General features: G+C 72.7%; 22 protein-coding genes and 2 pseudogenes. 6 read left to right on the top strand and 18 right to left on the bottom strand.

Annotated features, from left to right (window positions below; translation table 11 throughout):
- Positions 1 to 57 precede the first annotated feature (57 nt).
- Together ggt and ACFZCD_RS23305 are read right to left on the bottom strand one after the other, a co-directional pair.
- On the bottom strand, positions 58 to 1,914 hold the full coding sequence (ggt, locus tag ACFZCD_RS23310) for a gamma-glutamyltransferase (RefSeq protein ID WP_391833799.1): 1,857 nt from the start codon (positions 1,912 to 1,914) through the stop codon (positions 58 to 60).
- A 551-nt stretch (positions 1,915 to 2,465) separates the two neighbouring features.
- Positions 2,466 to 3,368, bottom strand: coding sequence for an SGNH/GDSL hydrolase family protein (locus ACFZCD_RS23305; RefSeq protein WP_391833797.1), 903 nt, complete (start codon positions 3,366 to 3,368; stop codon positions 2,466 to 2,468).
- A gap of 215 nt (positions 3,369 to 3,583) precedes the next feature.
- On the opposite strand from ACFZCD_RS23305, the gene ACFZCD_RS23300 reads away from it, so the two are divergent.
- The gene (locus ACFZCD_RS23300; protein WP_391833795.1) at positions 3,584 to 4,024 is read left to right on the top strand and encodes an RrF2 family transcriptional regulator; all 441 of its coding nucleotides are present in this window, start codon (positions 3,584 to 3,586) and stop codon (positions 4,022 to 4,024) included.
- 79 nt (positions 4,025 to 4,103) lie between these two features.
- Entirely contained in the window at positions 4,104 to 5,294 is a 1,191-nt protein-coding gene (locus ACFZCD_RS23295) for a globin domain-containing protein (protein ID WP_391833793.1), read from the top strand.
- Positions 5,295 to 5,352: 58 nt separating this feature from the next.
- Here ACFZCD_RS23295 and ACFZCD_RS23290 read toward each other — a convergent pair whose 3' ends face one another.
- The 4 genes from ACFZCD_RS23290 to ACFZCD_RS23275 are packed head-to-tail and all read right to left on the bottom strand — an operon-like array spanning position 5,353 to position 8,578.
- On the bottom strand, positions 5,353 to 6,219 hold the full coding sequence (locus ACFZCD_RS23290) for an amino acid ABC transporter permease (RefSeq protein ID WP_391833791.1): 867 nt from the start codon (positions 6,217 to 6,219) through the stop codon (positions 5,353 to 5,355).
- Positions 6,216 to 6,860: an amino acid ABC transporter permease gene (locus ACFZCD_RS23285; RefSeq protein ID WP_391833789.1), complete on the bottom strand. Its 645-nt coding sequence runs from the start codon at positions 6,858 to 6,860 to the stop codon at positions 6,216 to 6,218. Before ACFZCD_RS23285 ends, ACFZCD_RS23290 begins: the two co-directional genes overlap by 4 nt.
- Before the next feature lie 13 nt (positions 6,861 to 6,873).
- Positions 6,874 to 7,779, bottom strand: coding sequence for a glutamate ABC transporter substrate-binding protein (locus tag ACFZCD_RS23280; protein WP_391834025.1), 906 nt, complete (start codon positions 7,777 to 7,779; stop codon positions 6,874 to 6,876).
- A gap of 55 nt (positions 7,780 to 7,834) precedes the next feature.
- Positions 7,835 to 8,578 carry an amino acid ABC transporter ATP-binding protein gene (locus ACFZCD_RS23275; RefSeq protein WP_391833787.1) on the bottom strand — a complete coding sequence of 248 codons (744 nt, stop codon included), beginning with the start codon at positions 8,576 to 8,578 and terminating at the stop codon, positions 7,835 to 7,837.
- A 209-nt stretch (positions 8,579 to 8,787) separates the two neighbouring features.
- Here ACFZCD_RS23275 and ACFZCD_RS23270 point away from each other — a divergent pair, with 209 nt between their 5' ends.
- The gene (locus tag ACFZCD_RS23270; RefSeq protein WP_391833785.1) at positions 8,788 to 9,645 is read left to right on the top strand and encodes a GntR family transcriptional regulator; all 858 of its coding nucleotides are present in this window, start codon (positions 8,788 to 8,790) and stop codon (positions 9,643 to 9,645) included.
- Positions 9,646 to 9,697: 52 nt separating this feature from the next.
- On the opposite strand, the gene ACFZCD_RS23265 is transcribed toward ACFZCD_RS23270, so the two are convergent.
- Positions 9,698 to 10,138: a DUF6278 family protein gene (locus ACFZCD_RS23265; protein WP_391833783.1), complete on the bottom strand. Its 441-nt coding sequence runs from the start codon at positions 10,136 to 10,138 to the stop codon at positions 9,698 to 9,700.
- 138 nt (positions 10,139 to 10,276) lie between these two features.
- Between ACFZCD_RS23265 and ACFZCD_RS23260 the strand changes: the two genes are divergently transcribed.
- A complete protein-coding gene (locus tag ACFZCD_RS23260; protein WP_391833781.1) occupies positions 10,277 to 12,232 on the top strand; it encodes an SGNH/GDSL hydrolase family protein in 1,956 nt (651 codons plus the stop codon).
- A 90-nt stretch (positions 12,233 to 12,322) separates the two neighbouring features.
- Here the strand turns inward: ACFZCD_RS23260 and ACFZCD_RS23255 are convergent, their stop codons facing one another.
- The 5 genes and pseudogenes from ACFZCD_RS23255 to ACFZCD_RS23235 all read right to left on the bottom strand — a co-directional run bounded on the left by ACFZCD_RS23255 (position 12,323) and on the right by ACFZCD_RS23235 (position 16,512).
- Complete coding sequence (locus ACFZCD_RS23255; protein WP_391833779.1) at positions 12,323 to 13,102, bottom strand: exodeoxyribonuclease III; 780 nt, start codon at positions 13,100 to 13,102, stop codon at positions 12,323 to 12,325.
- Positions 13,103 to 13,180: 78 nt separating this feature from the next.
- Positions 13,181 to 13,816 carry an MBL fold metallo-hydrolase gene (locus ACFZCD_RS23250; protein ID WP_391834023.1) on the bottom strand — a complete coding sequence of 212 codons (636 nt, stop codon included), beginning with the start codon at positions 13,814 to 13,816 and terminating at the stop codon, positions 13,181 to 13,183.
- 24 nt (positions 13,817 to 13,840) lie between these two features.
- A pseudogene (locus ACFZCD_RS23245) lies at positions 13,841 to 14,113 on the bottom strand (carboxymuconolactone decarboxylase family protein); the annotation flags it as partial.
- A 1,016-nt stretch (positions 14,114 to 15,129) separates the two neighbouring features.
- Positions 15,130 to 15,937: pseudogene (locus ACFZCD_RS23240) on the bottom strand (alpha/beta fold hydrolase); the annotation flags it as partial.
- A gap of 200 nt (positions 15,938 to 16,137) precedes the next feature.
- On the bottom strand, positions 16,138 to 16,512 hold the full coding sequence (locus ACFZCD_RS23235) for a MerR family transcriptional regulator (protein WP_391833777.1): 375 nt from the start codon (positions 16,510 to 16,512) through the stop codon (positions 16,138 to 16,140).
- Between the two features lie 483 nt (positions 16,513 to 16,995).
- Here ACFZCD_RS23235 and ACFZCD_RS23230 point away from each other — a divergent pair, with 483 nt between their 5' ends.
- The gene (locus ACFZCD_RS23230) at positions 16,996 to 17,370 is read left to right on the top strand and encodes a hypothetical protein (protein ID WP_391833776.1); all 375 of its coding nucleotides are present in this window, start codon (positions 16,996 to 16,998) and stop codon (positions 17,368 to 17,370) included.
- A gap of 133 nt (positions 17,371 to 17,503) precedes the next feature.
- On the opposite strand, the gene ACFZCD_RS23225 is transcribed toward ACFZCD_RS23230, so the two are convergent.
- From ACFZCD_RS23225 to ACFZCD_RS23205, 5 genes are all read right to left on the bottom strand, one after another.
- Complete coding sequence (locus tag ACFZCD_RS23225) at positions 17,504 to 17,830, bottom strand: SCO5918 family protein (protein WP_391833774.1); 327 nt, start codon at positions 17,828 to 17,830, stop codon at positions 17,504 to 17,506.
- A gap of 65 nt (positions 17,831 to 17,895) precedes the next feature.
- Positions 17,896 to 18,105, bottom strand: a complete 210-nt coding sequence (locus tag ACFZCD_RS23220) for a hypothetical protein (RefSeq protein ID WP_391833772.1) — start codon at positions 18,103 to 18,105, stop codon at positions 17,896 to 17,898.
- Between the two features lie 202 nt (positions 18,106 to 18,307).
- Positions 18,308 to 19,804 (bottom strand): DEAD/DEAH box helicase, encoded by a 1,497-nt coding sequence (locus ACFZCD_RS23215; RefSeq protein ID WP_391833770.1) that lies wholly within the window; start codon positions 19,802 to 19,804, stop codon positions 18,308 to 18,310.
- 241 nt (positions 19,805 to 20,045) lie between these two features.
- Positions 20,046 to 20,249: a cold-shock protein gene (locus ACFZCD_RS23210; RefSeq protein WP_391833768.1), complete on the bottom strand. Its 204-nt coding sequence runs from the start codon at positions 20,247 to 20,249 to the stop codon at positions 20,046 to 20,048.
- Between the two features lie 248 nt (positions 20,250 to 20,497).
- Complete coding sequence (locus ACFZCD_RS23205) at positions 20,498 to 21,328, bottom strand: LysR family transcriptional regulator (RefSeq protein ID WP_391834021.1); 831 nt, start codon at positions 21,326 to 21,328, stop codon at positions 20,498 to 20,500.
- Between the two features lie 86 nt (positions 21,329 to 21,414).
- Between ACFZCD_RS23205 and ACFZCD_RS23200 the strand changes: the two genes are divergently transcribed.
- Positions 21,415 to 22,110, top strand: coding sequence for an SDR family NAD(P)-dependent oxidoreductase (locus ACFZCD_RS23200; RefSeq protein ID WP_391834019.1), 696 nt, complete (start codon positions 21,415 to 21,417; stop codon positions 22,108 to 22,110).
- Between the two features lie 95 nt (positions 22,111 to 22,205).
- On the opposite strand, the gene ACFZCD_RS23195 is transcribed toward ACFZCD_RS23200, so the two are convergent.
- Entirely contained in the window at positions 22,206 to 22,649 is a 444-nt protein-coding gene (locus ACFZCD_RS23195; protein WP_391833766.1) for a cupin domain-containing protein, read from the bottom strand.
- Positions 22,650 to 22,671 lie beyond the last annotated feature (22 nt).

Genomic DNA, 22,671 nt, shown 5'->3' with positions numbered 1-22,671 from the left:
CCTCACCAGCGCACCGCCCGGCGATTCGCCTCCGCGCCGCACCCGCCCGGGCGCGTTTCAGCGCACCGGCGGACTCCCGCTCGGCCGCACCACCATCGCCGAGCCCCCGCCGCGCCGGGTCCGTTCGGCGGCGGCCACCCACCGGCCGTCCGGCAGCCGCTGCACGCCGGTCGCCGCGCCGATCTCGGGGTTCTGCTTGAAGACGTGCCCGAGGCGCTCCAGCCGGCCGCGCAGCGGGCTGTTCCACAGGCCGGGTTCCAGCTCCGTGGCCGCGGCGTTGCGCTGGCTCGCGCGCGGTGCGGCGATCGCGTCGACGAGGGGCATCCCGCGGTCGACGTGGTTGAGGAGGGTCTGCAGCGCCGTGGTGATGATCGTCGCGCCGCCGGGCGAGCCGAGGGCGAAGGCGGGACGCCCGTGGTCGAGGACGATCGTCGGCGACATCGACGAGCGCGGGCGCTTGCCCGGGCCCGGCAGGTTGGGGTCGTGCACGCCCGGGGTGACGGGGGTGAAGGAGAAGTCGGTCAGCTCGTTGTTGAGCAGGAAGCCACGGCCGGGGACGGTGATGCCGCTGCCGCCGGTCTGCTCGATGGTGAGCGTGTAGGCGACGACGTTGCCCCACTTGTCCGCGACCGTCAGGTGGCTGGTGTGCTGTCCCTCGTACGGGGTGGGCGCGGCCTTGCCGTGCGCTCCGCAGGGCACCGGGCGGCGCGGGTCGCCGGGCGCGAGGGGGCTGGTCAGCACGGCGTCGTCCTTGACGAGGCAGGCGCGCGCGTCGGCGAAGCGCTGGGAGGTGAGGGGCTTGGTGGGCACGTCCTCGAAGGCCGGATCGCCCACCCAGCGGTTGCGGTCGGCGAAGGCGATCCGGCTGGCCTCGATGTACCGGTGCAGGTAGGTCTTCTCGTCGGCCTTCGAAAGGTCGCCGTTCTCCAGGATGTTGAGGGCCTCGGCGACCGTGGTGCCGCCGGAGGAGGAGGGGCCGATTCCGTAGACGTCGAGGCCGCGGTACGAGGTGTGCGTCGGTGCCTGGCGCTTCGTCCCGTACGCACGCAGGTCCCGCTCGGTCAGGCCACCGGGGCGGGCGACGCGCCCGGAGGCGGGGTCGACGGGCGGCTTGCGCACGGTCTTGACGATGTCGCGGCCGAGCTCGCCGTGGTAGAGCGCGCCCACACCGCGCTCGCCGAGCAGGGCGTACGTGCGGGCCAGGTCGGGGTTCTTGAAGGTGCTGCCGGTGGCTGGGGGCGCGCCGCCGGGCAGGAAGAGCTTCGCGGTGGCCGGGAAGTCCTTGAAGCGGGACTGGTTGTCGGCGGTCTGCTTGCGGAAGGTGTCGTCGACGGTGAAGCCGGAGCGGGCGATGCGCTCGGCGGGCTCGAGCACCTGGGCGAGCGAGCGGCTGCCCCACGTGCGGAGGGCGGTGTCCCAGGTGGCGGGTGTCCCCGGGGTGCCGACACTGAGGCCGCTGGTGACGGCGTCGGCGAAGGGGATGGGCTTGCCGTGCTCCAGGAAGAGGTCCTTGTCCGCGGTCAGGGGGGCGCGTTCGCGGCCGTCTATGGTGGAGATCTGGTGCCGCTCGGCGTCGTAGTAGACGAGGTAGCCGCCCCCGCCGATGCCGGCGGAGTACGGCTCGGTGACGCCGAGGGCGGCGGCGGTGGCCACGGCGGCGTCGACGGCGTTGCCGCCCTTGCGGAGCACTTCGATGCCGGCGGCCGAGGCGTCGGCGTCGACGCTGGCCACGGCGCCGCCGTAGCCGACGGCGACGGGGGTCTTGGCGGGGGTGCGGGTGGCCTCGGCGGCCGGGCTTGCGGGCTGGGCGGCGGCCGGGAGGGCGCCGAGCCCTACGACCAGGGAGGCCGCCGCGGCGAGCACGGGCAGTCGTCGGTGCGGGGGTTGCTTCCGCAGGGTTCTGGGACGGGCCATTCCTGCCTCCAAGCGGGCGAGGGGGCGAGCGGGCCCCGGAGCCTACCCGCGCCGAGCCGGCGCGCAACCCCACGGACCGCAACCGGAGGCACGCCGGTCCTCGCGGACAGCGCCCGTCGGCTGGCCTCGTACGGCACCGCCGGGCGCCACCGTCGTGGCGCGCCACCGTCGCGGCGGGGAATCCGGGCTTGGCCCGGCCCATACGGAAACCGCGCACCGAAACCCACTCAGCCCGTACGGCACCGCCGGACACCACCGTCGTGGCGCGCCACCGTCGCGGCGGAGAAACCGGGCCTGGCCCGCACCCATACGGAAACCGCACGCCGAAACCCACCCCCGCCGCCACAGCGCGCAACCCCCCACCGGACGCAACCGGCGGTGCCGAACCAGCCTCAGCCCGTACGGCACCGCCGGGCGCCACCGTCGTGGCGCGCCACCGTCCCGGCGGAAGGCAGGGGCGGGCCGCACGCCGGACCACGCCGTACGGCACCGCCGGACATCGCCGTCAGAAGGCAAGGCCCTCCGCAGCGTCCCCGCAGGGGCAGCGCGTGTTAGCGGCCCCTGGCTGCCGAGATCACGGCGCCTGCCATGGCCGCCTCGCCCTTGGCGTTCGGGTGGAACGGGGCGGCCGGGTTCTCCGGCTGGGCGCCTTCGATCCAGCGGTCCGTGGCCGGCTTGCAGACGTCGTGGCCGAGGGTCGGCCGGTAGGTGTCCGCGAAGCGGATGCCGGCCTTGCGGGCCTCGTCCTTCAGCATCGTGTTGAGCTTCTTCTCGGTGTCCCGCAGGTAGGGGACGTCGCCCGCGGCGATCGGCACGGCCGGGAAGCAGCCCGTGCCGTCCTCCGGCATGATCGCCGGGTAACCGGCGAGGACGACGCGCGCGTGCGGAGCACGCTTGTGGATGTCCTTCAGCACCTTGGCGACCTTGGGCGCGGCGCCGGCGATGCGGGCGGTGAGCTGGTCGGTCCCGCCGTCGGTGTACTTCGTGCGGCAGGGGGCGCCGGCCGGGTCGCCGGAGGACAGCTGGGCGCAGGTGCCGATGATGTCGCCGAAGCCGATGTCGTTGCCGCCGATGCCGACCGTGACCAGGCGGGTGTTCGTGCCGAGCGCGTTGAGCTGCGGCGGGTTGTCGCCCTGGGCGCGCCACATGTCGTCGGTCTTGGCGCCGCTGCAGCTGACGTCCTTGAAGGAGGTCTGGTGCAGGGCCTTCGCGGTGAGCGCCGGGTAGTTGACGCTGGAGCGGGCGCAGTCGCCGCCGGTCTGCTCGGGGATGCCCGGGCCGGAGGTGTAGGAGTCGCCGAGGGCGACGTAGCGCGCGCCGGCGGGGACCGCGGCGGCTCCCTCCGCTCCCTCCGCCGTCGCGGTGCCGGCCGCCCCCGCCGCCAGGGCCGCCGCGGCGCCGAGCGCCGCCAGTCCCTTGCCGTACCGCCCACCACGTCCGTGCGCGTGTGCCACTACTGCCTCCGTGCTGTGTCTGTGTTCCGGGTGCGCCGGACGGCCGGCAGCAGGACCGCCGGTCCACCGAGCCACCGAGCCGCAGAGCCGCCGGGCTGCCGAGCCGCCGACGCGGACGTCAGACTCGCCGGGTGGTGACGTTCTGTCAACTGATCACCAAATACCCCCCAAGGGGTTAATTGGATTACAAGAATCCAATTAGGTACAGTGCAGATGTGCGATTGACCAAGAGCACCGACATCGCGTTGCGCATCGCCATGCGCCTGGCCGTGACCGGCGACGACACCCCCACCACCCGCGAGGTGGCCGAGGCCGTCGGAGTGCCGTACACCCACGCCGCCAAGGTGGTCAGCAGACTGCAGCACATGGGCGTGGTCGAGGCCCGCAGGGGCCGCGGCGGCGGGCTCACCCTCACCGCCGCCGGACGGACGGGCTCCGTCGGCCGGCTCGTGCGCGAGCTGGAGGGCGTGGGCGACGTCGTCGGCTGCGAGGACGACCCACCCTGCCCCCTGCGCGCGGCCTGCCGGCTGCGCGGTGCGCTGCGGAACGCCCAGGAGGCGTTCTTCGCCGCACTGGACCCGATCACCGTCGAGGACCTGACCGGCCCGCCGACGGGCCCGGTGCTGCTGAGCCTGGGCACCCGTACGCAGGGCTGAAGCCCTGGCACTCCCCACGGCCCTTCGCACGACCAAAAATACGCATCTGAAATACCAATTCAAGGATCCAGGAGCGCCGATGCTGTCCCCCGAGTCGACCGAGATCGTCCGCGCCACCCTCCCCGCCGTGGGCGGGGCCATCGGTGAGATCACCCCGCTCTTCTACGACAAGCTCTTCGCCGCCCACCCCGAGCTGCTGCGCGACCTCTTCAACCGCGGCAACCAGGCGAACGGCAGCCAGCGCCAGGCCCTCGCCGGCGCGATAGCCGCCTTCGCGACCGCCCTGGTCGAGCACCCGGAGACGCGCCCCGACGCGATGCTCTCGCGCATCGCCCACAAGCACGCGTCGCTGGGCATCGGCGCGGACCAGTACCGGATCGTCCACCAGCACCTCTTCGCGGCCATCGTGGAGGTGCTGGGCGACGCGGTCACCGAGGAGGTCGCCGCGGCCTGGGACGAGGTCTACTGGCTGATGGCCAACGCCCTCATCGCCCTGGAGGCCCGCCTGTACGAGCAGGCCGGCACCGCCGCCGGGGACGTCTTCCGGCCGTACGCCGTCGCCGGCCGCCTGGCGGAGACCGCCGAGGTGACCACCTTCCTCGTCCGTCCGCTGGACGGCCGCCCGCTGCCCGCCGCCCGCCCGGGCCAGTACGTCTCGGTGCGGACGGAGCTCCCGGACGGCGCGCGGCAGATCCGCCAGTACAGCCTCTCCGGCCACCCGGACGACGCCCTGCAGTTCTCCGTCAAGCGCGTGACCGGCGACCCGGACGGCGAGGTCTCCCGCCACCTGCACGACAGCGTGGCCGTCGGCGACACGCTGATGATCAGCGCGCCGTGCGGCGACGTCACCCTCGACGACGGCGACGGCCCCGTCCTGCTGGCCTCCGCGGGCATCGGCTGCACCCCCATGACCGGGATGCTCTCCCACCTGGCCGCGACCGGCTCGCAGCGCCGCGTCATCACCGTCCACGCCGACCGCAGTGAGGCCACCCACGCCTTCCGCACCGACCTGCTCCGGCTCACCGAGAAGCTGCCCGACGCGGTCGCGCACATCTGGTACGAGGAGCCCGAGGGCGACTGGCCCGCCGACCGTACGGGTTACGCCGACCTCTCCCGCATCGACGTCCCCGCGGGCACCACGGCCTACCTCTGCGGCCCGCTGCCCTTCCTCCGCTCGGCCCGTACGCAGCTGCTGGCGGCGGGGGTGCCCGCCGCCGACATCCACTACGAGGTCTTCGGCCCGGACCTGTGGCTGGGCACGGACGCGTAACCACCCCGGGACCACCCCGGGACCGCCCGCGGACCACCCCGGGCTCCGCACGCGGCCGTCACGGATGGATCTGCCCGGCACCCGGCAGCAGGGTGCCGGGCTCCGCCGGGCCGACCTCCACCGCCTCCGTCTTGAGGCTGCGCCGCTGCCGCTTGGCGACCCACGTGGCGAGCCACGACAGGAGCATGCACATGCCGATGTAGATCGGCGAGATGATCATCACGACCGGGATGAACGGCAGCCCGTAGTCCAGGTTGCTGGCGATGAGCTTGCCGGCGTGCAGGAACTCCTCGTAGGTGATCAGGAAGCCGAGCGAGGTGTCCTTCAGCGCCACCACCAGCTGGCTGATGATCGTCGGCAGCATGGCGCGGACCGCCTGCGGCACGAGCACGTGGGTCATCACCTGCGTCTTGCGCATCCCGAGCGCGTACGCCGCCTCCCGCTGGCCGCGGTCGACGGAGTTCACCCCGCTGCGGAAGACCTCAGCGAGCACCGAGCCGTTGTAGAGGGTGAGCCCGGCGACGAGGGCCGGCAGCGGCTGCACCTTGAGGGCGACGAAGACGAAGAAGATCATGACCAGGACCGGCATCGCCCGGAAGAACTCCACGAAGAGCGTGGCGATCCAGCGCAGGATCCGGTGGTCGGAGAGCCGGCCCGCGGCCAGCAGCCCGCCGAGGGCGAGGGAGAGCACGGCCGCGTAGGCGAAGGCCTTGAGCGTGTTGCCGAGGCCGCGCAGCAGCATCTCCTGGATGCCCTCGTACACGAACGGCCGCCACTTCTCGGCGGTGAACTGGTGGGTGTCGAAGAGCAGGTAGAGCACCCAGGCGACGATCCCCAGGATCACGACGGTGGCGGCGAGGCCGTAGACCAGGTGGCGCCGCCGGGCCCGGGGCCCCGGGATGTCGTACAGCGCGGTGTCGGTCATCGGGGCACTCCCCAGCGCTTCTCCAGCACGTTGAAGATCGCGCTGATGGACAGGGTCACGATCAGATAGCCGACGGCGATCCAGACGAAGGTCCAGACGATGCTGTAGCCGAGCTCGTTGAGGGGCTTGTACGTGCCGAGGAGCTCGGTCACGCTGAAGGACCCGGCGATCGCGGAGTTCTTGGCGAGCGCGATCAGGGTGGAGCCGATCGGCGGGATGACGGAGCGGAAGGCCTGCGGCAGCACGACGAGGCTCAGGGTCTGCCCGAAGGTCATGCCCAGGCTGCGGGCCGCCTCGCCCTGCCCCGCCGGCACGGTGTTGATGCCCGAGCGCACGGCCTCGCAGATGAAGGCCGAGGTGTAGCAGCCCAGGGCGAGGACGGCGAACAGCTGGAAGGGCAGCACGACGCCGAACCGCGGCAGGCCGAGCAGCACCGCGAAGAACAGCAGCGTGAGCGGGGTGTTCCGCAGCACCGTCACCCACACCGTGCCGAAGACCCGCAGGGAGCCCACGGGGGCGACGCGGAAGGAGGCCATCAGGAAGCCCAGGGCGAGGGCGAGCAGCGAGGAGTAGACGGTGAGCTCGACCGTGCCGAGCAGCCCCTTGGCGTAGAGGGAGAAGTTGTCGGTGAGCACGTTCACAGCGGGCGCCTCCTCAGCCGGCCGGGTAGCGGTCGACGGCGGGCGGCGGCGGGGCCGGCACCCCGGAGAGGCCGAGCGTCGCGTCGTACGCCTTCTTCCAGTCGCCGTTCTTCTCGTGGGCCTCCACGGCGTCGTCCAGGGCGAAGCGCAGGGCGTTGTCGCCGCGGGGCACGCCGATGCCGTAGGGCTCCTTCGAGAAGGGCTTGCCGGCGATCTTGAGCTCGTCCGGGGCCTTGGCCGCGAAGCCCATGAGGATGGTGTCGTCGGTGGTGACCGCGTCGACCTGGAGGCTGAGCAGGTTGTCCACGCACACCGAGTACGTGTCGTAGGCGACGGCGACGGCCTTGGGGTAATCGCGCTCGATGCGCTGCAGCGGGGTCGAACCGGCGGCCGAGCAGACCCGTTTGCCGGCCAGGTCCTGCGGCCCGTCGATGCCCTTCTCGTCGGTGCGGACGAGCAGCGACTGCCCGGCGATGTAGTAGGGGCCGGCGAAGCCGACCTGCTTCTTGCGCAGGGCGTTGATCGTGTACGTGCCGACGTAGTAGTCGATCTGGCCGTTCTGGAGGGCGGTTTCGCGGTTCGCGGAGGCGATCGTGCGGAACCGGATGGTCTTGGGGTCGAAGCCGAGGGAGGCGGACATCATGCGGGCGATCTCGATGTCGTAGCCGGAGTAGACGCCGGTGGCGGGGTCCTTCTCGCCCATGTAGGGCTGGTCCTCCTTGGCGCCGACGACGAGGTGGCCGCGGGCCTTCGCGGCCCGCCAGGTGGGCGAGTCGGCCAGCCGGAAGCCCTCGTCGACCCGGTAGACGGGCAGCGCCTCGGGCTTGGGCCCCTTGACGGGCGGGCTGCCGGACTTTCCGCAGGCGGTGGCGGGCAGCACGAGGGCGGCCAGGACCAGGGCGGCGGCCGTACGGCGCAGGGCGCGCGGGCGGCGGACGCGGCGCGTCAGTGTCTGCAGAGTCACCGGTCCCCCCTCAATGCTTGAGGATCTTGGAGAGGAAGTCCTTGGCGCGCTCGCTCTGCGGCGCGGTGAAGAACTCCTCGGGGGCGCGGTCCTCCACGATGCGGCCGTCGGCCATGAAGACGACGCGGTTGGCGGCGGAGCGGGCGAAGCCCATCTCGTGGGTGACGACGACCATCGTCATGCCGTCCCGGGCGAGCTGCTGCATGACCTCCAGCACCTCGTTGATCATCTCCGGGTCGAGCGCGGAGGTCGGCTCGTCGAAGAGCAGGGCCTTGGGCTCCATCGCGAGGGCGCGGGCGATGGCCACGCGCTGCTGCTGGCCGCCGGAGAGCTGGGCCGGGTACTTGTCCGCGTGGGCGAGCAGGCCGACGCGCTCCAGCAGCTCCCGCGAGCGCCGGTCGGCGTCCTCCTTGGCCCGCTTGCGGACCTTGAGCGGCGCCAGGGAGACGTTGGCGAGCACCGTCTTGTGGGCGAAGAGGTTGAAGGACTGGAAGACCATCCCGACCTCGGCCCGCAGCTTGGCCAGCTCGCGCCCCTCCTCGGGCAGCGGGTGCCCGTCGAGGAGGATCGTGCCGGACTCGACGGGCTCAAGGCGGTTGATGGCGCGGCACAGGGTGGACTTCCCGGAGCCGGAGGGGCCGATGACGACGACCACCTCGCCGCGGCCGACGGTGAGGTTGATGTCCTTCAGGACGTGCAGCTCGCCGTAGTGCTTGTTGACATCACGCAGTTCGATCAGGGGATCGACGGCCATACCCAGTCCCGTCCACTCTCCGCGCTCTTCCGGTCCACGCTCGCCATCCGCGCAAACTATTCCCCTCTATAGGGGACTTCAGCCATGACACGCGTTCATATGGGCATTCGTTGCACATTGCCCGCCATTTGCCCTAGGTACACAGACCTGGCCTGGGTACCTAGCCTGAGGGGGACGGACTGGGGGAACTCGGGGGAAAGGAGCCGGTGGTGGGCGACAGCAGGCCCGTCTACCAGCGCATCGCGGACGATCTGCGCCGGCGGATCGACGAGGGCGGGCTCGCCGTGGGCGAGCGCATCCCCTCCCGCTCCGAGCTGAAGCGCACCTACGCGGCCAGCGACCAGACCGTGGACCGGGCGGTGCGCGTGCTGAAGGCCGCCGGTTATGCGGAAGGCCAGTTCGGCCGCGGCGTCTTCGTCACCGACCGGGCGCCGCTCGGCAGCCTGCTGCGGTCCACCGGGGCCGTCGACACCCCCTTCGCCGCCCAGATCCGGGGGTACGGGCCGCCCCGCCCGCGCCGGGGCGAGGAGGAGCCCGAGCGGCCCGGCCGGCCCGGCAGCCGCACCGGCGAGCCCGGCCGGCAGCCCCCGCCCGACGGCGGGACGGCCCGGAACGCCACTCTTACGTGGGAAGCCTCGTCCACCGAGACCGCCGCCCCGGAGCGCATCGCCCAGCGGCTGCACATCGGCGTGGGCACGCGCGTTCTCTGCACCCAGTACGAATATCTGGCCAACCGCCATCCCGTGCAGCTCGCCACGAGCTGGGAGCCGCTCGCCATCACCGAGGGCACGGACGTCGTCCTCCCCGAGCGCGGGCCCTACGCCCGGCGGGGGGTGCGGGGGCGGCTCGCGGCCATCGGGATCCGGGTCGTGCGGGCGCAGGAGCTGGTCGGCTCCCGGCCCGCGAGCACGCCGGAGGCCGAGGCGCTCGGCTGCGCCGCGGGCAGCTGCGTCACGGTCATCGAGCGCACGCACTTCGACGGAGAGGGCCGCGCCGTCGAGACGTCCGACATCGTCGTGCGCGCGGACCGCTGGCGGGTGGAGTACGACATCGCGTTCACCAGCTGAGGCCGGGCGTCCCGGGCTCCGGCCTCCCGCGCCCCTCCCCCGAGCCCGGGCGTCAGCTCTCGGCGAGCTCCGCGTACAGCTGCGAGAGCTCCGGCGCGCCGTCGGCCGCCCAGGCCCGGCCCGCCTCGACCACGTCGACCTCGCGGCCGTTGGCGAGCCGCACCACCGGCTGGCCGTCGGACCGGATCCACCACCCCGCCTCCCGGACCGAACGGATGACGACCGTGCCCAGATAGAGGCCCGCGTCGTTGCCCAGCCAGGGCTCCAGCTCCGGGTCGTCGCGCCAGAGCGGCTGCAGCTGGTCCAGGGCTTCCAGGGAGGCGGGCGAGTCGTCGAGGACCACTCCTGCGGACTGCGCGTGCGTGCGCAGCAGTTCGCACTCGGACAGCAGCTCGGCGAGCCCTTCCGGGTCCCGGTCGACCGCGCTCGCCGGCGCCGGACCGCGCCCCGGGCCGTGTCGCTTTCGCCAACTGTCCAGGAAGGGAATGTTCATACCGGACAGGATCGCACTCGCACGGATGGCCCCACCACAGGCGCGCGGCGCCCGGCGTGACCGGATGGCCTCCTTGACGTTGCCCATGCGTCTTCTTAGCTTCATGCAGCCACTTACCGAGCGGGGAACCAGGGAGGCATGAGACGCATGCTCCGAACAGTGAAGCCGGGCGGGAGACGGCACAGACGGTGGACGGCGGCGCGGGCGGCGGCCCGGGCCGCCGCGGTGGGGATCGTGAGCGCCGTGTGCGCCGTCGCCGCCGCAAACGCCCCGGCACTCGCCGCCGGGACGGCATCCGCATCCGGTGCACAACCCGGTGCGCAAAACGAGGCGCAATCCGATGTGCAATCAGATGCGCAATACGATGCACGACCCGGTGCCCAAGCCGGCAGAGAGCCGCTCCCCCTGGAGCGGCTCTTCGACTCCAGGGCGGTCAGCGACGACGCCCGCCCCGGCGCAGCCGATTTCGACGGCGCGGGCAACTCGCTCTCCGCCCAGGACCTCGCCGCCGCCGGCTGGACGCCCGGCCGCGAACTCGCCTTCGACGGCGCCCGGCTGCACTGGCCCCGCCCGGCTCCCGGCAAGCCCGACAACGTCCGCGCGGCGGGCCAGGCCGTCCGGCTCGGCGGCCGCGGCGAGGCCCTCACGTTCCTCGTCGCCGGGACGACGAAGGGCGCGGGCGGCGGTGACGCCGGCGGTACGGGCACGGTGCGCTACCGCGACGGCTCACGCAGCACGTACCGGCTGACCGCGCCGGACTGGCGCCGCGGCCCCCTGACGACGAAGGCCGTCGGCCTGCCCCACCTCAACACGGGCAGCGGGCGGCGGTCCGAGACCACGCGGCTGTACGCGGTGTCCGTGCCGGTCGCGCCCGGCCGCGAGCTCGACTCCGTGGTGCTGCCGCAGGACCCCGGGCCGGACCGCGACCTGCACGTGTTCTCCCTCGCCCTGCGCGGCGGCTCCCGCGGCTGGACGGGCACCTGGGCCGCCTCCACCTCCGGCTACGCGGCCGTCGGGCCGTGGAAGGACCGCACGCTGCGGCTGGTCGTGCACAGCAGCGCGGGCGGCCCGGCGACGCGGATCCGGCTGGAGAACACCTTCGCTCCCCGCCCGGTGCGGATCGGGCACGCCACCGTCGCGCTGCAGGGCCGGGGCGCGGCCGCGGCCGGCAAGCCACGGGCCCTGTCCTTCGGCGGGCAGCCGGGCACGGTGATCCCGGCCGGCGCGCAGGCGTTCAGCGACTCGCTGGGCTTCCGGGTGCCCGAGGGCACCAACCTGCTGGTGAGCATCCACCTGCCGGGCACGGTGACGGCCGTTCCCCTGCACAGCTACACCAGCCAGGTCTCCTACCTGACCGGCGACGGCAGCGGCGACCGGACGGACGAGCGCGGCGCGGGCGCGTACACCGGCAAGCTGGAGACCTGGCCGCTGCTGACGGGCGTGGACGTGGCGGACGGGCCCGGCTCCGTGGTGACGCTGGGCGACTCCATCACCGACGGCGAGCGGTCGACGCCCGGCGCCAACGGCCGCTGGCCCGACCTGCTGGCGCGGCGGCTGCAGGCACAGCACTCCCTGCCGCGGTTCGGGATCCTCAACCACGGCATCTCCGGCAACCGCGTGGTGACCGACCGCTATCCGGGCGACGGGACCAGCACCATCATGAGCGGCGTCAGCGCACAGCACCGGCTGGAACGGGACGTGCTGGCGCAGACCTCGGCCCGTACGGTCATCGTCTTCGAGGGCGTCAACGACATCCGCTCCGGGACCTCGGCTGCGCAGGTCATCACGGGGCTCAAGGCCATCGCGGCGCGCGCCCACGAACGCGGGCTGCGGGTCATCGCCGCGACGATCGCGCCCTGTGGCGGCTTCTACGACTGCACGGCGGACGCCGAGGCCCAGCGCACCGCCATCAACCGGCATATCCGCGCCGACGACGGCACGTACGACGCCGTGTTCGACTTCGACGAGGCCGTCCGGGACCCGCGGCAGCCGGACCGGATGCTGCCGGCCTACGACGGCGGCGACCACCTCCACCCCAATGACGCCGGGATGAAGGCCTTCAGCGACGCGATCGACCTGCGCGAACTGGTCTGACCGCGCCGCGCGCCACCGCAGGTGCGGAAACGGGCACGGGGTACGGGTCCGTTTCCGGATCCGGGTACGAGAGGGCGGGGCGCCCCCGGCTCACACCTCCAGGTCGACGACGACCGGGGCGTGGTCCGAGGCGCCCTTGCCCTTGCGCTCCTCGCGGTCGACGTACGCGTCCTGCTTCGCCTTCACGAACGGGGCGTTGCCGTAGACGAGGTCGATGCGCATGCCCCGGTTCTTCGGGAAGCACAGCTGGCGGTAGTCCCAGTACGTGTACGGGTGGTCGTACTTCAGGGGGCGCGGCACGACGTCGGACAGGCCGAGGTCGCGCAGAGCGCCGAGCGCCGCCCGCTCGGCCGGGGTGACGTGCGTCGCGCCCTCGAAGACGGCCGGGTCGTAGACGTCGTCGTCGGTCGGCGCGATGTTGTAGTCCCCGAGGACCGCGAAGGGGCGCTCGCCCTCGGCGTCGGCCGCGACGGCGTCCCGCAGGGCCTCCAGCCAGCGGAGCTTGTACGCGTAGTGGTCGTGGCCGACCTCGCGGCCGTTGGGCACGTAGACCGACCAGACGCGGACGCCCCCGCACGTCGCCGAGATCGCGCGGGGCTCCTGCCCGCCGTCGTAGTCCGGCCCGCCCGGCAGGCCGCTGACCACCTCCGCGAGGCCCACCCGGGAGATCACCGCCACGCCGTTCCACCGGCCGGTGGCGTTCACCGCGGCCTCGTAGCCCAGCTCGCGCAGCTCCGCGAACGGGAAGGCGTCCTCGGCGCACTTCGTCTCCTGTATGCAGAGCACGTCCGTGCCGCTGCTCTCCAGCCAGGCCAGCAGCCGCGGGAGACGGGCGGTGATCGAGTTCACGTTCCAGGTGGCGATGCGCATGCGGCAACCCTAACGGCCGGGTCTGACATCCGGAGCTCTCGCCGGAGACCCGGACCGGCGAGCGGCCCGGGGCGCGGCTCAGAGCGTGACCGCCTCCCCCGGCGCCAGCCGGGCGTGCTCCGCACCCACGCGGGCGGGGGTGAGCATCCGGTCGTAGACGGGCCGCGCGAGGTCGGCGAGCAGCGCGTCGTGGATGTCGATCGCGAGGCGCGGCGCGAGCTCCCGCACGTAGTCGATGACCTCCGAGACCTTGCTCCAGGGCGCCATGACCGGAAGCATCAGCGTGTCGACCGGCACGCCGGGCAGGGTCAGCGCGTCGCCCGGGTGGAAGACCGAACCGTCCACGAGATAGCCGACGTTCGTGATCCGCGGGATGTCCGGGTGGATCACCGCGTGCAGTTGTCCGTGCACCTGCACGTCGAAGCCCGCCGCCGTGAACGCGTCCCCCTCCCCCACGGTGTGCACCCGGCCCGGGAAGGCCGGGGCGATCTGCTCGGCGACGCTGCGCAGCGTCCACAGCTCGGCGGCGGGGTTGGCGTCGAGGGCCGCCCGCAGGCGGTCCTCGGCGAAGTGGTCCGGGTGCTCGTGCGTCACGAGGATCGCGTCGGCGCCGACGGCCGCGTCCGCCTCGCTAAAGGCGCCCGGGTCGATGGCGAGCGTGCGGCCGTCCTTCTCCAGGAGGACGCACGCGTGGCTCTTCTTGGTCAGCTTCAGCTTCTGCTCCATGGCCCCATACTGCTACGCCCCCGGTGCGGACTCCTCCGCGATGACACGCTGCGCGACGGCGAACGCGGCGCCCGCGGCGGGCAGGCCGCAGTAGACGGCCGCGTGCAGCAGCGTCTCCTTGATCTCGTCCGGGCTGGCGCCGCTGCGGAGCGCCGCGCGGGTGTACGGGGCGATGTCGTCGTAATGGCCGCGGGCCGTCAGGGCGGTGAGGGTGAGCAGGGCGCGGGTGCGGTGGTCGAGGCCGGGACGGGCCCAGGTGCCGCCCCAGGCGGAGCGGGTCACGAGGTCGTGGAAGTCGCTCGTGAACGCGTCCCGGCCCGCTTCGGCCCGCGCCGCGTGCTCGTCGCCGAGGATGTCGCGCCGCGTGCGCTCGCCGAGCTCCAGGGCGCCGGGGCCGGTGTCACCGGCCGCCGTATCCGCGGGAGGCGGCCCGAAGCCGCCGAACGGTGCGGCTGCGCCGGGCTCCGCGGCGGCCGGCGCCGCCTCGGGCAGACCTGCGGCTCCGAATCCGGAAGTTGCGGGGCCGGATGCTGCGGCGCCGGACGCTGCGGAGCCGGGCGGCGGGCCGGGGGTGATCCGTACCGTGTCCGGCGCCCCGGGGCCGGACGGGAACCGCGCGGCGTCCGGGATGCCCGCGCCGGGAGAGATCCGCACCGTGTCCGAGCCCCCTGCGCCGGGGCCGGCGCCGAAGGCGGCACCACCGGCACTGCCCGGCCCGGGTATGCCGGAACCGGGGGCGGCGGGGCCCGGGGGCTCCGCGGCCGGACTCGCGGGGCCGGGCGCACCGGGCGCACCGGGACCGTAGCCCGGGCCGCCGAAGGACTGCGGCGCCGCGCCGGGAGCGGACGGCCCCGCGGAACCGGGCACACCAGGCACACCCGTTGCGCTGGTCCCACCGGTTGCACCGGTCGCGCCGGGGCCCGGGGTGAAGGCACCGAAGCCGTCGCCGGGACGGGCGGCGCCCGGGCCGGTCACCGGGGCGGCGCCGCCAGGCATGGCAGAGCCCGATCCCGGAGCCCCGAAGCCGCCGGAGGAAGCCGCTCCGGGCGCGGCAGCACCCGGGGCCGGCGCCGGCACGCCGGTGCCGCCCGGCGGGGTGCCGACGGCCGGTCCCGGCATGCCGGAGCCCGGGACTCCGAAGCCCGCGCCGGGCGCGCCGAAGCCGCCCCCGGCCGGATCGGCCTGCCCCGGTCGCGCGGTGTCGCCGGCCCCGGCAGCGGCCCCGGAGGACGCCGCTCCGGAGTCGGGCGCACCGGAACCGCCGGCCGCGGAGGCCTGGGGCAGCACCGACAGCCCCTGCTGCGTGGACAGCTGCCAGGCCGTCGTGAAGTGGCGGACCAGCAGGTCGGTGACGGCCGCCGGCTGTTCGACGGGCGTCAGGTGCGAAGCCCCCGGCACGACGGCGAGCTTCGCGTCGTGGATGCCGGCGACGAGGACCCGCGCGTCCGCGGGCGGCGTCGCCGTGTCCTCGGCGCCGACGATGACCAGCGTGGGGACGCTGATCCGGGTCAGCTCGGCGCGTACGTCGAAGGCGGCGAGGGCGTCGCACGCGGCGATGAACGAGTACGTGTCGGTCGTGCCGACCATCTGGACGGCCCAGTCCACGATGGCCGGCTGGGCACCGGAGAAGTTCGCGGTGAACCAGCGCTCGGGCGCGGAGCGGGCGACCGGGTCGAGCCCCTCCCGGCGCACGGACTCGCCGCGCTGCCGCCAGGACTCGGGCGTGCCGTAGCGCGGGGACGCGGCGACGAGGGCGAGGGAGGCGAGCCGGTGCGGGTGGCGGAGGGCGAGGTCGATGCCGATGGCGGCGCTGAGGGAGCAGCCGGCGTAGCCGAAGCGCTCGACGCCGAGCGAGTCGAGGGTGGCGACGAGCCGGTCACCGAGGTCGTCGACGGAGGCTGCGGGCGCGGCGGGAGCACCACCGTGCCCGGGCAGGTCGAAGCGGAGCACCCGCCAGTGCCGGGTCAGCTCGGGCACCTGGCGGTCCCACATGTGCCAGGTGGTACCGAGGGCCGGGCCCACGACCAGGACCGGGGCGTCTTCCGGCCCGTCGGAGCGGTATTGAAGGGTGTTCGGCGTACTCTCACTCACCCGCTCACGCTCCCACATCTCACGGCCGCCCCTATGACCGGGGCCCTGACGTGGGCATGGAGAGGCGGACTTGACCGGGTTGAGGGTCTCTTGGGCGGCGGGAGGTGCGCGGCGGCCACGGAGCGAGGGTCTCGTGCGGTTTCCGGAGGAGCGGGACCGGGCCTGGTGGGAGGGCCCGGTGGTCGCTTCGTGCGGACCGGCCGGGTCGGCCGGCGGGCTCAGGCAGAGCCGGAGTCGGCACCGGATCCGGAACCGGGACCGGGGTCTTCCGATGCCTGCTTCGCCTTGCGGCGGTACTCGGCGTTGATGCGCTGTGCTTCCTCGAGCTGGTCCTCGAGGATGACGATGCGGCAGGCGGCCTCGACCGGTGTTCCCCGGTCGACCAGCTCGCGGGCGCGAGCGGCGATCCGGAGCTGGTAGCGGGAGTAGCGCCGGTGTCCGCCCTCGGAGCGGAGCGGAGTGATCAGCCGGGCCTCGCCGATGGCCCGGAGGAAACCCGGGGTGGTGCCGAGCATCTCGGCGGCCCTGCCCATCGTGTAGGCGGGGTAGTCATCGTCGTCCAGACGATCACTCAGTGGACTGTCTGCTGTCATGTCACCTCGTTCTGCAACGCGTCGAGGGGCCCTGGCGCCGTACGGCACCAGGGCCCCGAAGGAATTGAACACCATCTGCCGGCGCTACTGCTGCGCCGACCTCCTGTTTCCGCCGCCGGGCCCGCGAAAGGGCAGGGCGTGCGGGGATCGCGGTTGCGTGACCGAGGACCACCTTCCGTTCCGGGGCCTTGCGGTACCCGGACCGAACGCTCTCGGGCCGGGCGATCCTGATGGCGTCTGCTCCCTCCGTTCTTCCTCCGGTGAATCCGTGCGTCAGAACCGGCACTGCGGTACTGCTTGCGCCACCCCGGCAGTTCGTGTCTGCCGGGCATCTCCGACTGTGTCTACGGGAGAAACCCTAACCGCGGACCGGGCCAATGTCTACTCTGACAAACATAGATTTTGAGCGCAGCTCGGCCCAGGTATCCTCACGTCACCAGTGCGGGTGGGGGCGGGGACGGCCGCCGGATAGAATCGGCTGCCATGTCTAACCCTGACGACCTGCTCGTCGGCATCTCCACCATGGTGGAGTCCGGGCAGAGCAATCAGATGTCGCTGACCGTGGTGGTCGGTGGTGCCGTCATCACCGGCCGACTGGCTCCCGAAGCCGTGTGGAGGGAGCGGGTCTCGGAGGTGCTCAAGGACTCGGACCATCTCGGTTCGTTCTCGGGCGTCTTCGTCGCGGACCGGCCGCAGGAGCGCCCCGGCCGTGACGAGGCGCCCACGCATCTGCACTTCCATCTCGCCCGGATCCTCCAGGGCAACATCGGGATCCCCGAGACCGGTGGCATGTACCGCGTCGCGATCAAGGACGTCAGCGCCTGGACCGTGGGCGACTTCAGCTACTCCGACCACTGAGACCCCGTACTGCGACCGAAGGGCCCTGCCGACGCGCGTCGGCAGGGCCCTTCATCGCTTTGCGTTCATCGCTTTGCGTTCATCGCTTTCCGTGCCGGACGCCGTCCGGCCGGTCAGCTTCCGGCGGCCGTCGTCACAGCCCCACGGGGCTGGGGCCGCCCAGCAGCGCCGACGCGGTCTCGAGCGGCGTGGAGGCGTGCGAGACCTGCGGGACGGGCGCGGCTTCGTAGGCGCTCCGGCAGGTGAAGCCGAGCCGCGTCATGGCCCGGATGACCTCTCCGCCGGAGAAGTCGCGGCGGTCCTGCCGGGTGATGACTTCGCCCACCTGCTTGACGGGGTAGTGGCGGCGCCCGATGATCACGGACTCTCCCGTGACGGCCTCGGGCTTCACGCCCTTCATCGAGGCCAGCACCCCACTCTTGGTGAGGTCGAAGGGGAACCGGGCGATGATGCAGCGCATGATGCCTCACAAAGGTAGGAGGGAGAGGGCCAGGCCGAGCGGGGGGCGGGACGAGGGCGGGTCGATCAGCGGGACAGGGTGAGAGTGCCCGGGGCGGCGCCGTGCTCGCAGAGGACGTCCCGCAGCCGGAGCCGGTCCGTGTAGGCGGTGCTGTCGCGGACGGCGACGAGCCGGGCCCGGGTGACCGAGCCCGTGACCTGCTCGTCCCGGTCGCACAGGAACAGGAAGCCGACACGAGCAGCAGCCATGACGGACAGCGCCACCTCCACGGTCATGTCGTCACAGACCCGCGGTCCGGACAGGTCCATGGCCTCGGACCCGGCCGGGGCCCAGCGGAGGAGGTGCGCAGGGCCTGCGGGGTGTGCGGAGTGTGCGGGGCGTTGCCGAGCCTGGGCCGGTGTCAAGATGCCTCCTGGGGGTACGGGCGGGTTTTCCGGTCGCGACGGGCCGGGTACGACGGTGCCGGACGCGACGGTTCTAGGCGGCCGCGCCGACGGCGGACGAGCGGTGCGCCGCGCGGCGCGCCGCGTCACCGGCGGACCGGCCCCGGCCGGGACGGCCCCGCCGGCCGCGGGAGGAGGAAGAGGCGGCGCGCCGGGGGCGTTCCGTGGCCGGCACGGTGATGGTGACCGGGACGCCCGAGGGGGCTTGGGCACCGGTGATGCGGCTCAGTTCGGCTTCGCCCGAGCGCACCTGGGTGGTCTGCGGGGTGATGCCGGCGGCGGCCATCAGCCGGGTCATGTCGCGGCGCTGATTGGGGGTCACCAGCGTGACGACGCTGCCGGACTCACCGGCGCGGGCCGTGCGCCCGCCTCGGTGCAGGTAGTCCTTGTGGTCGGTGGGCGGGTCGACGTTCACGACCAGGTCGAGGTTGTCGACGTGGATGCCGCGCGCCGCGACGTTGGTCGCGACCAGCACCGTCACATGTCCGGACTTGAAGTGGGACAGCGTCCGCGTGCGCTGCGGCTGGGACTTGCCGCCGTGCAGGGAGGCGGCGCGGACGCCGCTGTTCAGCAGGTGCTCGGTCAGCCGGTCCACCGCGTGCTTGGTGTCCAGGAACATGATCACCCGGCCGTCCCGGGCCGCGATCTCGGTGGTCGTCCGGTGCTTGTCCGCGCCGTGCACGTGGAGCACGTGGTGCTCCATGGTCGTCACCGCGCCGGCGGACGGGTCGACGGAGTGGACCACCGGGTCGGTCAGGTAGCGGCGGACCAGCAGGTCGACGTTGCGGTCCAGGGTGGCCGAGAACAGCATCCGCTGACCCCCGGGGCGCACCTGGTCGAGCAGCCATGTGACCTGGGGCATGAAGCCCATGTCGGTCATCTGGTCGGCCTCGTCGAGCACGGTGACGGCGACCTGGTCCAGGTGGCAGTCGCCGCGGTCGATGAGGTCCTTGAGCCGGCCCGGCGTGGCGACGACGACCTCCGCCCCGGCCCGCAGCGCACCGGCCTGCCGGCCGATCGGCATGCCGCCGACCACGGTGGCCAGTCGCAGCCGCACGGAGCGGGCGTACGGCGTGAGGGCGTCGGTGACCTGCTGGGCCAGCTCGCGGGTCGGTACGAGGACGAGGGCCAGCGGCTGCCGCGGCTCGGCGCGCCGGCCTGCCGTACGGGCCAGCAGGGCGAGGCCGAAGGCGAGGGTCTTGCCCGAACCGGTGCGGCCGCGGCCGAGCACGTCACGGCCCGCGAGGGAGTTGGGCAGGGTCGCCGCCTGGATCGGGAACGGTACGGTCACGCCCTCATGGCCGAGCGCGGCCAGCAACGGCGCCGGCATGTCGAGATCGGCGAACGCCTCGACGGCGGGCAGTGCCGCGGTGACCGTCTTCGGCAGTGCGAACTCACCCTGGGGCGACGTCCGCCGGCGTCCGTAGCCTTCGGCGCGGCGCGGGGAGCCGGAGCGGTTTCCGTCCCGCGCTGAGCCCTGATTTCCGGAGCGAGTGCGGGCGGACCGGTCGTTTATGCGCGTGCGGTTCACGTGGAACCTTCCTTGACGTGGCACATATCAAGGAATTCCCGCAGAAACGAGCAGCGCAGAGAACCGCAAGAACGAGCCGAGAAAATGGGAGCCGAAGCGGATGAGCCGGGGTGAGCTACCGGATCGGCGGAGAGCTGCTCGCGGCGGCTTCGCCGGAGCGCATGCTGCGATTCCCTGAAATGCATCGAGCCGGGGCCCGCACCCCAAGGTGCGGGCCCCGGCTGCGAGGTGCGTACCGGCGTCAGGCGAGAACGATGTTCTCGGCCGTCGGGCCCTTCTGGCCCTGCGCGATGTCGAACGTGACCTTCTGGCCCTCCGACAGCTCACGGAAGCCCTGCGCGGAGATGTTCGAGTAGTGGGCGAAGACGTCGGCGCCGCCGCCGTCCTGCTCGATGAAGCCGAAGCCCTTTTCTGCGTTAAACCACTTCACGGTTCCGGAAGCCATGTTATTTCTCCTTCGGGGCGGTGCCCGGAGCGCACACCGTGCGCACTCCGCGTCGCCGTGATGATCACCCTGCCGGAAATAACCGGAGCCAGAAAGGGTCTCCGCCGGAGCGAACCGGCGGGGACACCTGAAAGATTTCGGGAACCACAACTGCAACTGAGATCGAGACTAGCACGGCGCGATCGGCCGCGTACGGCGAATTACTCCGCCGCGCCCGCCGGGTAAGTAATATTCATCAGGCTCCGGGCTTAATTCTCACTTCGCGAGCACAGATATTGGCGCAGCGTGGCGGTGGCGATGTCCAGGAAGTCCGCCACGAGGGCCGTGCAGTCGCCCTCCGGAACCGCCAGGCAGGTCCCGACGGGCGGGGCGTCGGTGACCGTCAGGTAGACGAGGTCGGGGCGGGAGTAGGAGTCCGCGATGCTGACGGGGACGAGGGCGATGCCCTGGCCGGAGGCGATGAGCTCGAACTTCTCCTCCAGCGAGGACGTCCGCCGCGCCCTGCCGTCGAGAATCGGTTCGCCGTCGAGATCGGCCGTCGTGAGGGCGGGGCGGCCGGCCAGCGGATGCGTCACCGGGAGGCACGCGACCTTGGTCTCGTGACCGATGGGGACGGTGCGCAGCCCCGAGTCGTCGAAGGGGCGCCGGAGGTACCCCACGTGCGCGCGGCCGTCGCGGAGCGGCGCGTCCCGTTCCCACCAGCGCAGCGGAAAGACATCGATCCCGGCCTTCGGATGGCGCGCCGCGAACGCCCGTATCGCGCCCGACACGTGCAGGCCCGGCGAGAAGGCGACGACGAGCCGCTGCGCGCCCCGCCGGGCCTCGTACATGCGCCGCAGCGCCCCGTCCACCGCCGCCTTGATTCGTGACGCCTCGTCATACAGCTGTTGTCCCGCGGGAGTCAGCTCGACGCTGCGCGTGGTCCGCGTGAACAGCGGGCATCCCAGCTCCTGTTCGAACGCGCGGATCTGCCGGCTGAGGACCGGCTGTGCGATGAACAACGCCTGTGCCGCCCGGCCGAAGTGCCGGTGCTCGGCCACCGCCACGAAGTAGCGGAGCTTACGCAGATCCAGATCCAGATCCATGCCGTCACGGTATCAATGCGGTCCGAAGGGTATTGGACGCCCGGCCGGACCGCTCGGAGACTTGCAGCGTGATCGCCAACATGAACGGCCCCCGCAAGACCGCCCTCGTCATCGGGGCCTCGCGCACCCTGGGCCTCGGGCTCGCCGCCGAGTACCTCCGTCGCGGCTGGAACGTCATCGGCACGGTCCGCGGCAGCCGGCGCACCGGCCTCCACGACCTGGCCGAAGCGTCGGGAGGACGGCTGACCGTCGAGTCGCTGGAGATGACCGATCCGGAGCAGATCTCGGCACTGCGCGACCGGCTGGCACGGCGCACTCTCGACCTGCTCTTCGTCAACGCCGCCATCACCCGCGGCGACATCCCCATCGGCGAGGTCCCGGCGGACATGTTCACCGAAGTCATGGTCACCAACGCGCTCGGCCCGATGCGCGTCGTGGAGTCCCTCCGCCCGCTGGTCGCGCCGGCCGGGACCATCGGCGTCATGTCCTCCGACCAGGGCAGCATCACCCTGAACACCGAAGGCGGGCAGGACCTGTACCGGGCCAGCAAGTCCGCCCTGAACCAGCTGATGCGCTGCCACGCCGCCCGTCACGCCGAGGACACGCGGACGCTGCTGCTCATGGACCCGGGCTGGGTTCGCACCGAACTCGGCGGACCCGACGCCGATCTCAGCGTGGAGGAGAGCGTTCCGGGGGTGGTCGAGACGATCGAGCGCCACCGGGGGGAGCGCGGCCTCCACTTCCTCGACTACGAGGGACAGGTCGTGCCCTGGTAGCGGTCATGCCCTGGTAGCCCCGGGGCCCGCTGCGGCGGCCCGGCTCCTCCGACCGGGACCGGCACGTACGACGCCGGGCGTCGTCCGCGTCCGGCTCAGCAGTCGAGGGCGTGGCCCGTCGTCGCGTCGACGTGGGCGGGGATCTCGTCGTGGCGGTCGCCGACCGTCGGGGTCCCGGTGGGTTCGAAGAGGAGGATCGCGGCGCCGGTGGCGGAGGACGGCTTGTGTTCCGTACCCCGCGGGACGGTGAAGACGGAGCCGCGCGGCAGCCGGACCGTGCGTTCCCCGGCCGGTTCCCGCAGGGAGATGCTCAGCTCTCCGTCCAGGACGAGGAAGAACTCGTCGGTCGCGTCGTGGACGTGCCAGAGGTGCTCACCCCGGACCTTCGTGACACGGACGTCGTAGTCGTTGACGTGGGTGACGATGCGGGGGCTCCAGAGGGCGTCGAAGGAGGCGAGGGCCTTGCCCAGGTCGACGGGTTCAACGGGCTTGCTGGGATTGCTCGGCTTGCCGGGCTTGCTGGTGTCGTCGTTGCTCATGCAGGCATCGTCGCCGGTTGAG

This window comes from Streptomyces sp. NPDC008001 (assembly GCF_042958085.1).
GTDB lineage: Bacteria > Actinomycetota > Actinomycetes > Streptomycetales > Streptomycetaceae > Streptomyces.
The sequence above is the reverse complement of the archived record's forward strand: the minus strand, read 5'-3'. Positions and strand labels throughout refer to the sequence as shown.

Excerpts from the sequence above, each read along its gene's own strand:
- ACFZCD_RS23200 (WP_391834019.1), top strand. The coding sequence starts at position 21,415 with ATGAACGGCCCCCGCAAGACCGCCCTCGTCATCGGGGCCTCGCGCACC.
- ACFZCD_RS23225 (WP_391833774.1), bottom strand. The coding sequence starts at position 17,830 with ATGCGCTGCATCATCGCCCGGTTCCCCTTCGACCTCACCAAGAGTGGG.
- ACFZCD_RS23295 (WP_391833793.1), top strand. The coding sequence starts at position 4,104 with ATGCTGTCCCCCGAGTCGACCGAGATCGTCCGCGCCACCCTCCCCGCC.
- ACFZCD_RS23255 (WP_391833779.1), bottom strand. The coding sequence starts at position 13,102 with ATGCGCATCGCCACCTGGAACGTGAACTCGATCACCGCCCGTCTCCCG.
- ACFZCD_RS23290 (WP_391833791.1), bottom strand. The coding sequence starts at position 6,219 with ATGACCGACACCGCGCTGTACGACATCCCGGGGCCCCGGGCCCGGCGG.
- ACFZCD_RS23260 (WP_391833781.1), top strand. The coding sequence starts at position 10,277 with ATGAGACGCATGCTCCGAACAGTGAAGCCGGGCGGGAGACGGCACAGA.
- ggt (WP_391833799.1), bottom strand. The coding sequence starts at position 1,914 with ATGGCCCGTCCCAGAACCCTGCGGAAGCAACCCCCGCACCGACGACTG.
- ACFZCD_RS23230 (WP_391833776.1), top strand. The coding sequence starts at position 16,996 with ATGTCTAACCCTGACGACCTGCTCGTCGGCATCTCCACCATGGTGGAG.
- ACFZCD_RS23265 (WP_391833783.1), bottom strand. The coding sequence starts at position 10,138 with ATGAACATTCCCTTCCTGGACAGTTGGCGAAAGCGACACGGCCCGGGG.
- ACFZCD_RS23235 (WP_391833777.1), bottom strand. The coding sequence starts at position 16,512 with ATGACAGCAGACAGTCCACTGAGTGATCGTCTGGACGACGATGACTAC.
- ACFZCD_RS23210 (WP_391833768.1), bottom strand. The coding sequence starts at position 20,249 with ATGGCTTCCGGAACCGTGAAGTGGTTTAACGCAGAAAAGGGCTTCGGC.
- ACFZCD_RS23220 (WP_391833772.1), bottom strand. The coding sequence starts at position 18,105 with ATGACCGTGGAGGTGGCGCTGTCCGTCATGGCTGCTGCTCGTGTCGGC.
- ACFZCD_RS23195 (WP_391833766.1), bottom strand. The coding sequence starts at position 22,649 with ATGAGCAACGACGACACCAGCAAGCCCGGCAAGCCGAGCAATCCCAGC.
- ACFZCD_RS23275 (WP_391833787.1), bottom strand. The coding sequence starts at position 8,578 with ATGGCCGTCGATCCCCTGATCGAACTGCGTGATGTCAACAAGCACTAC.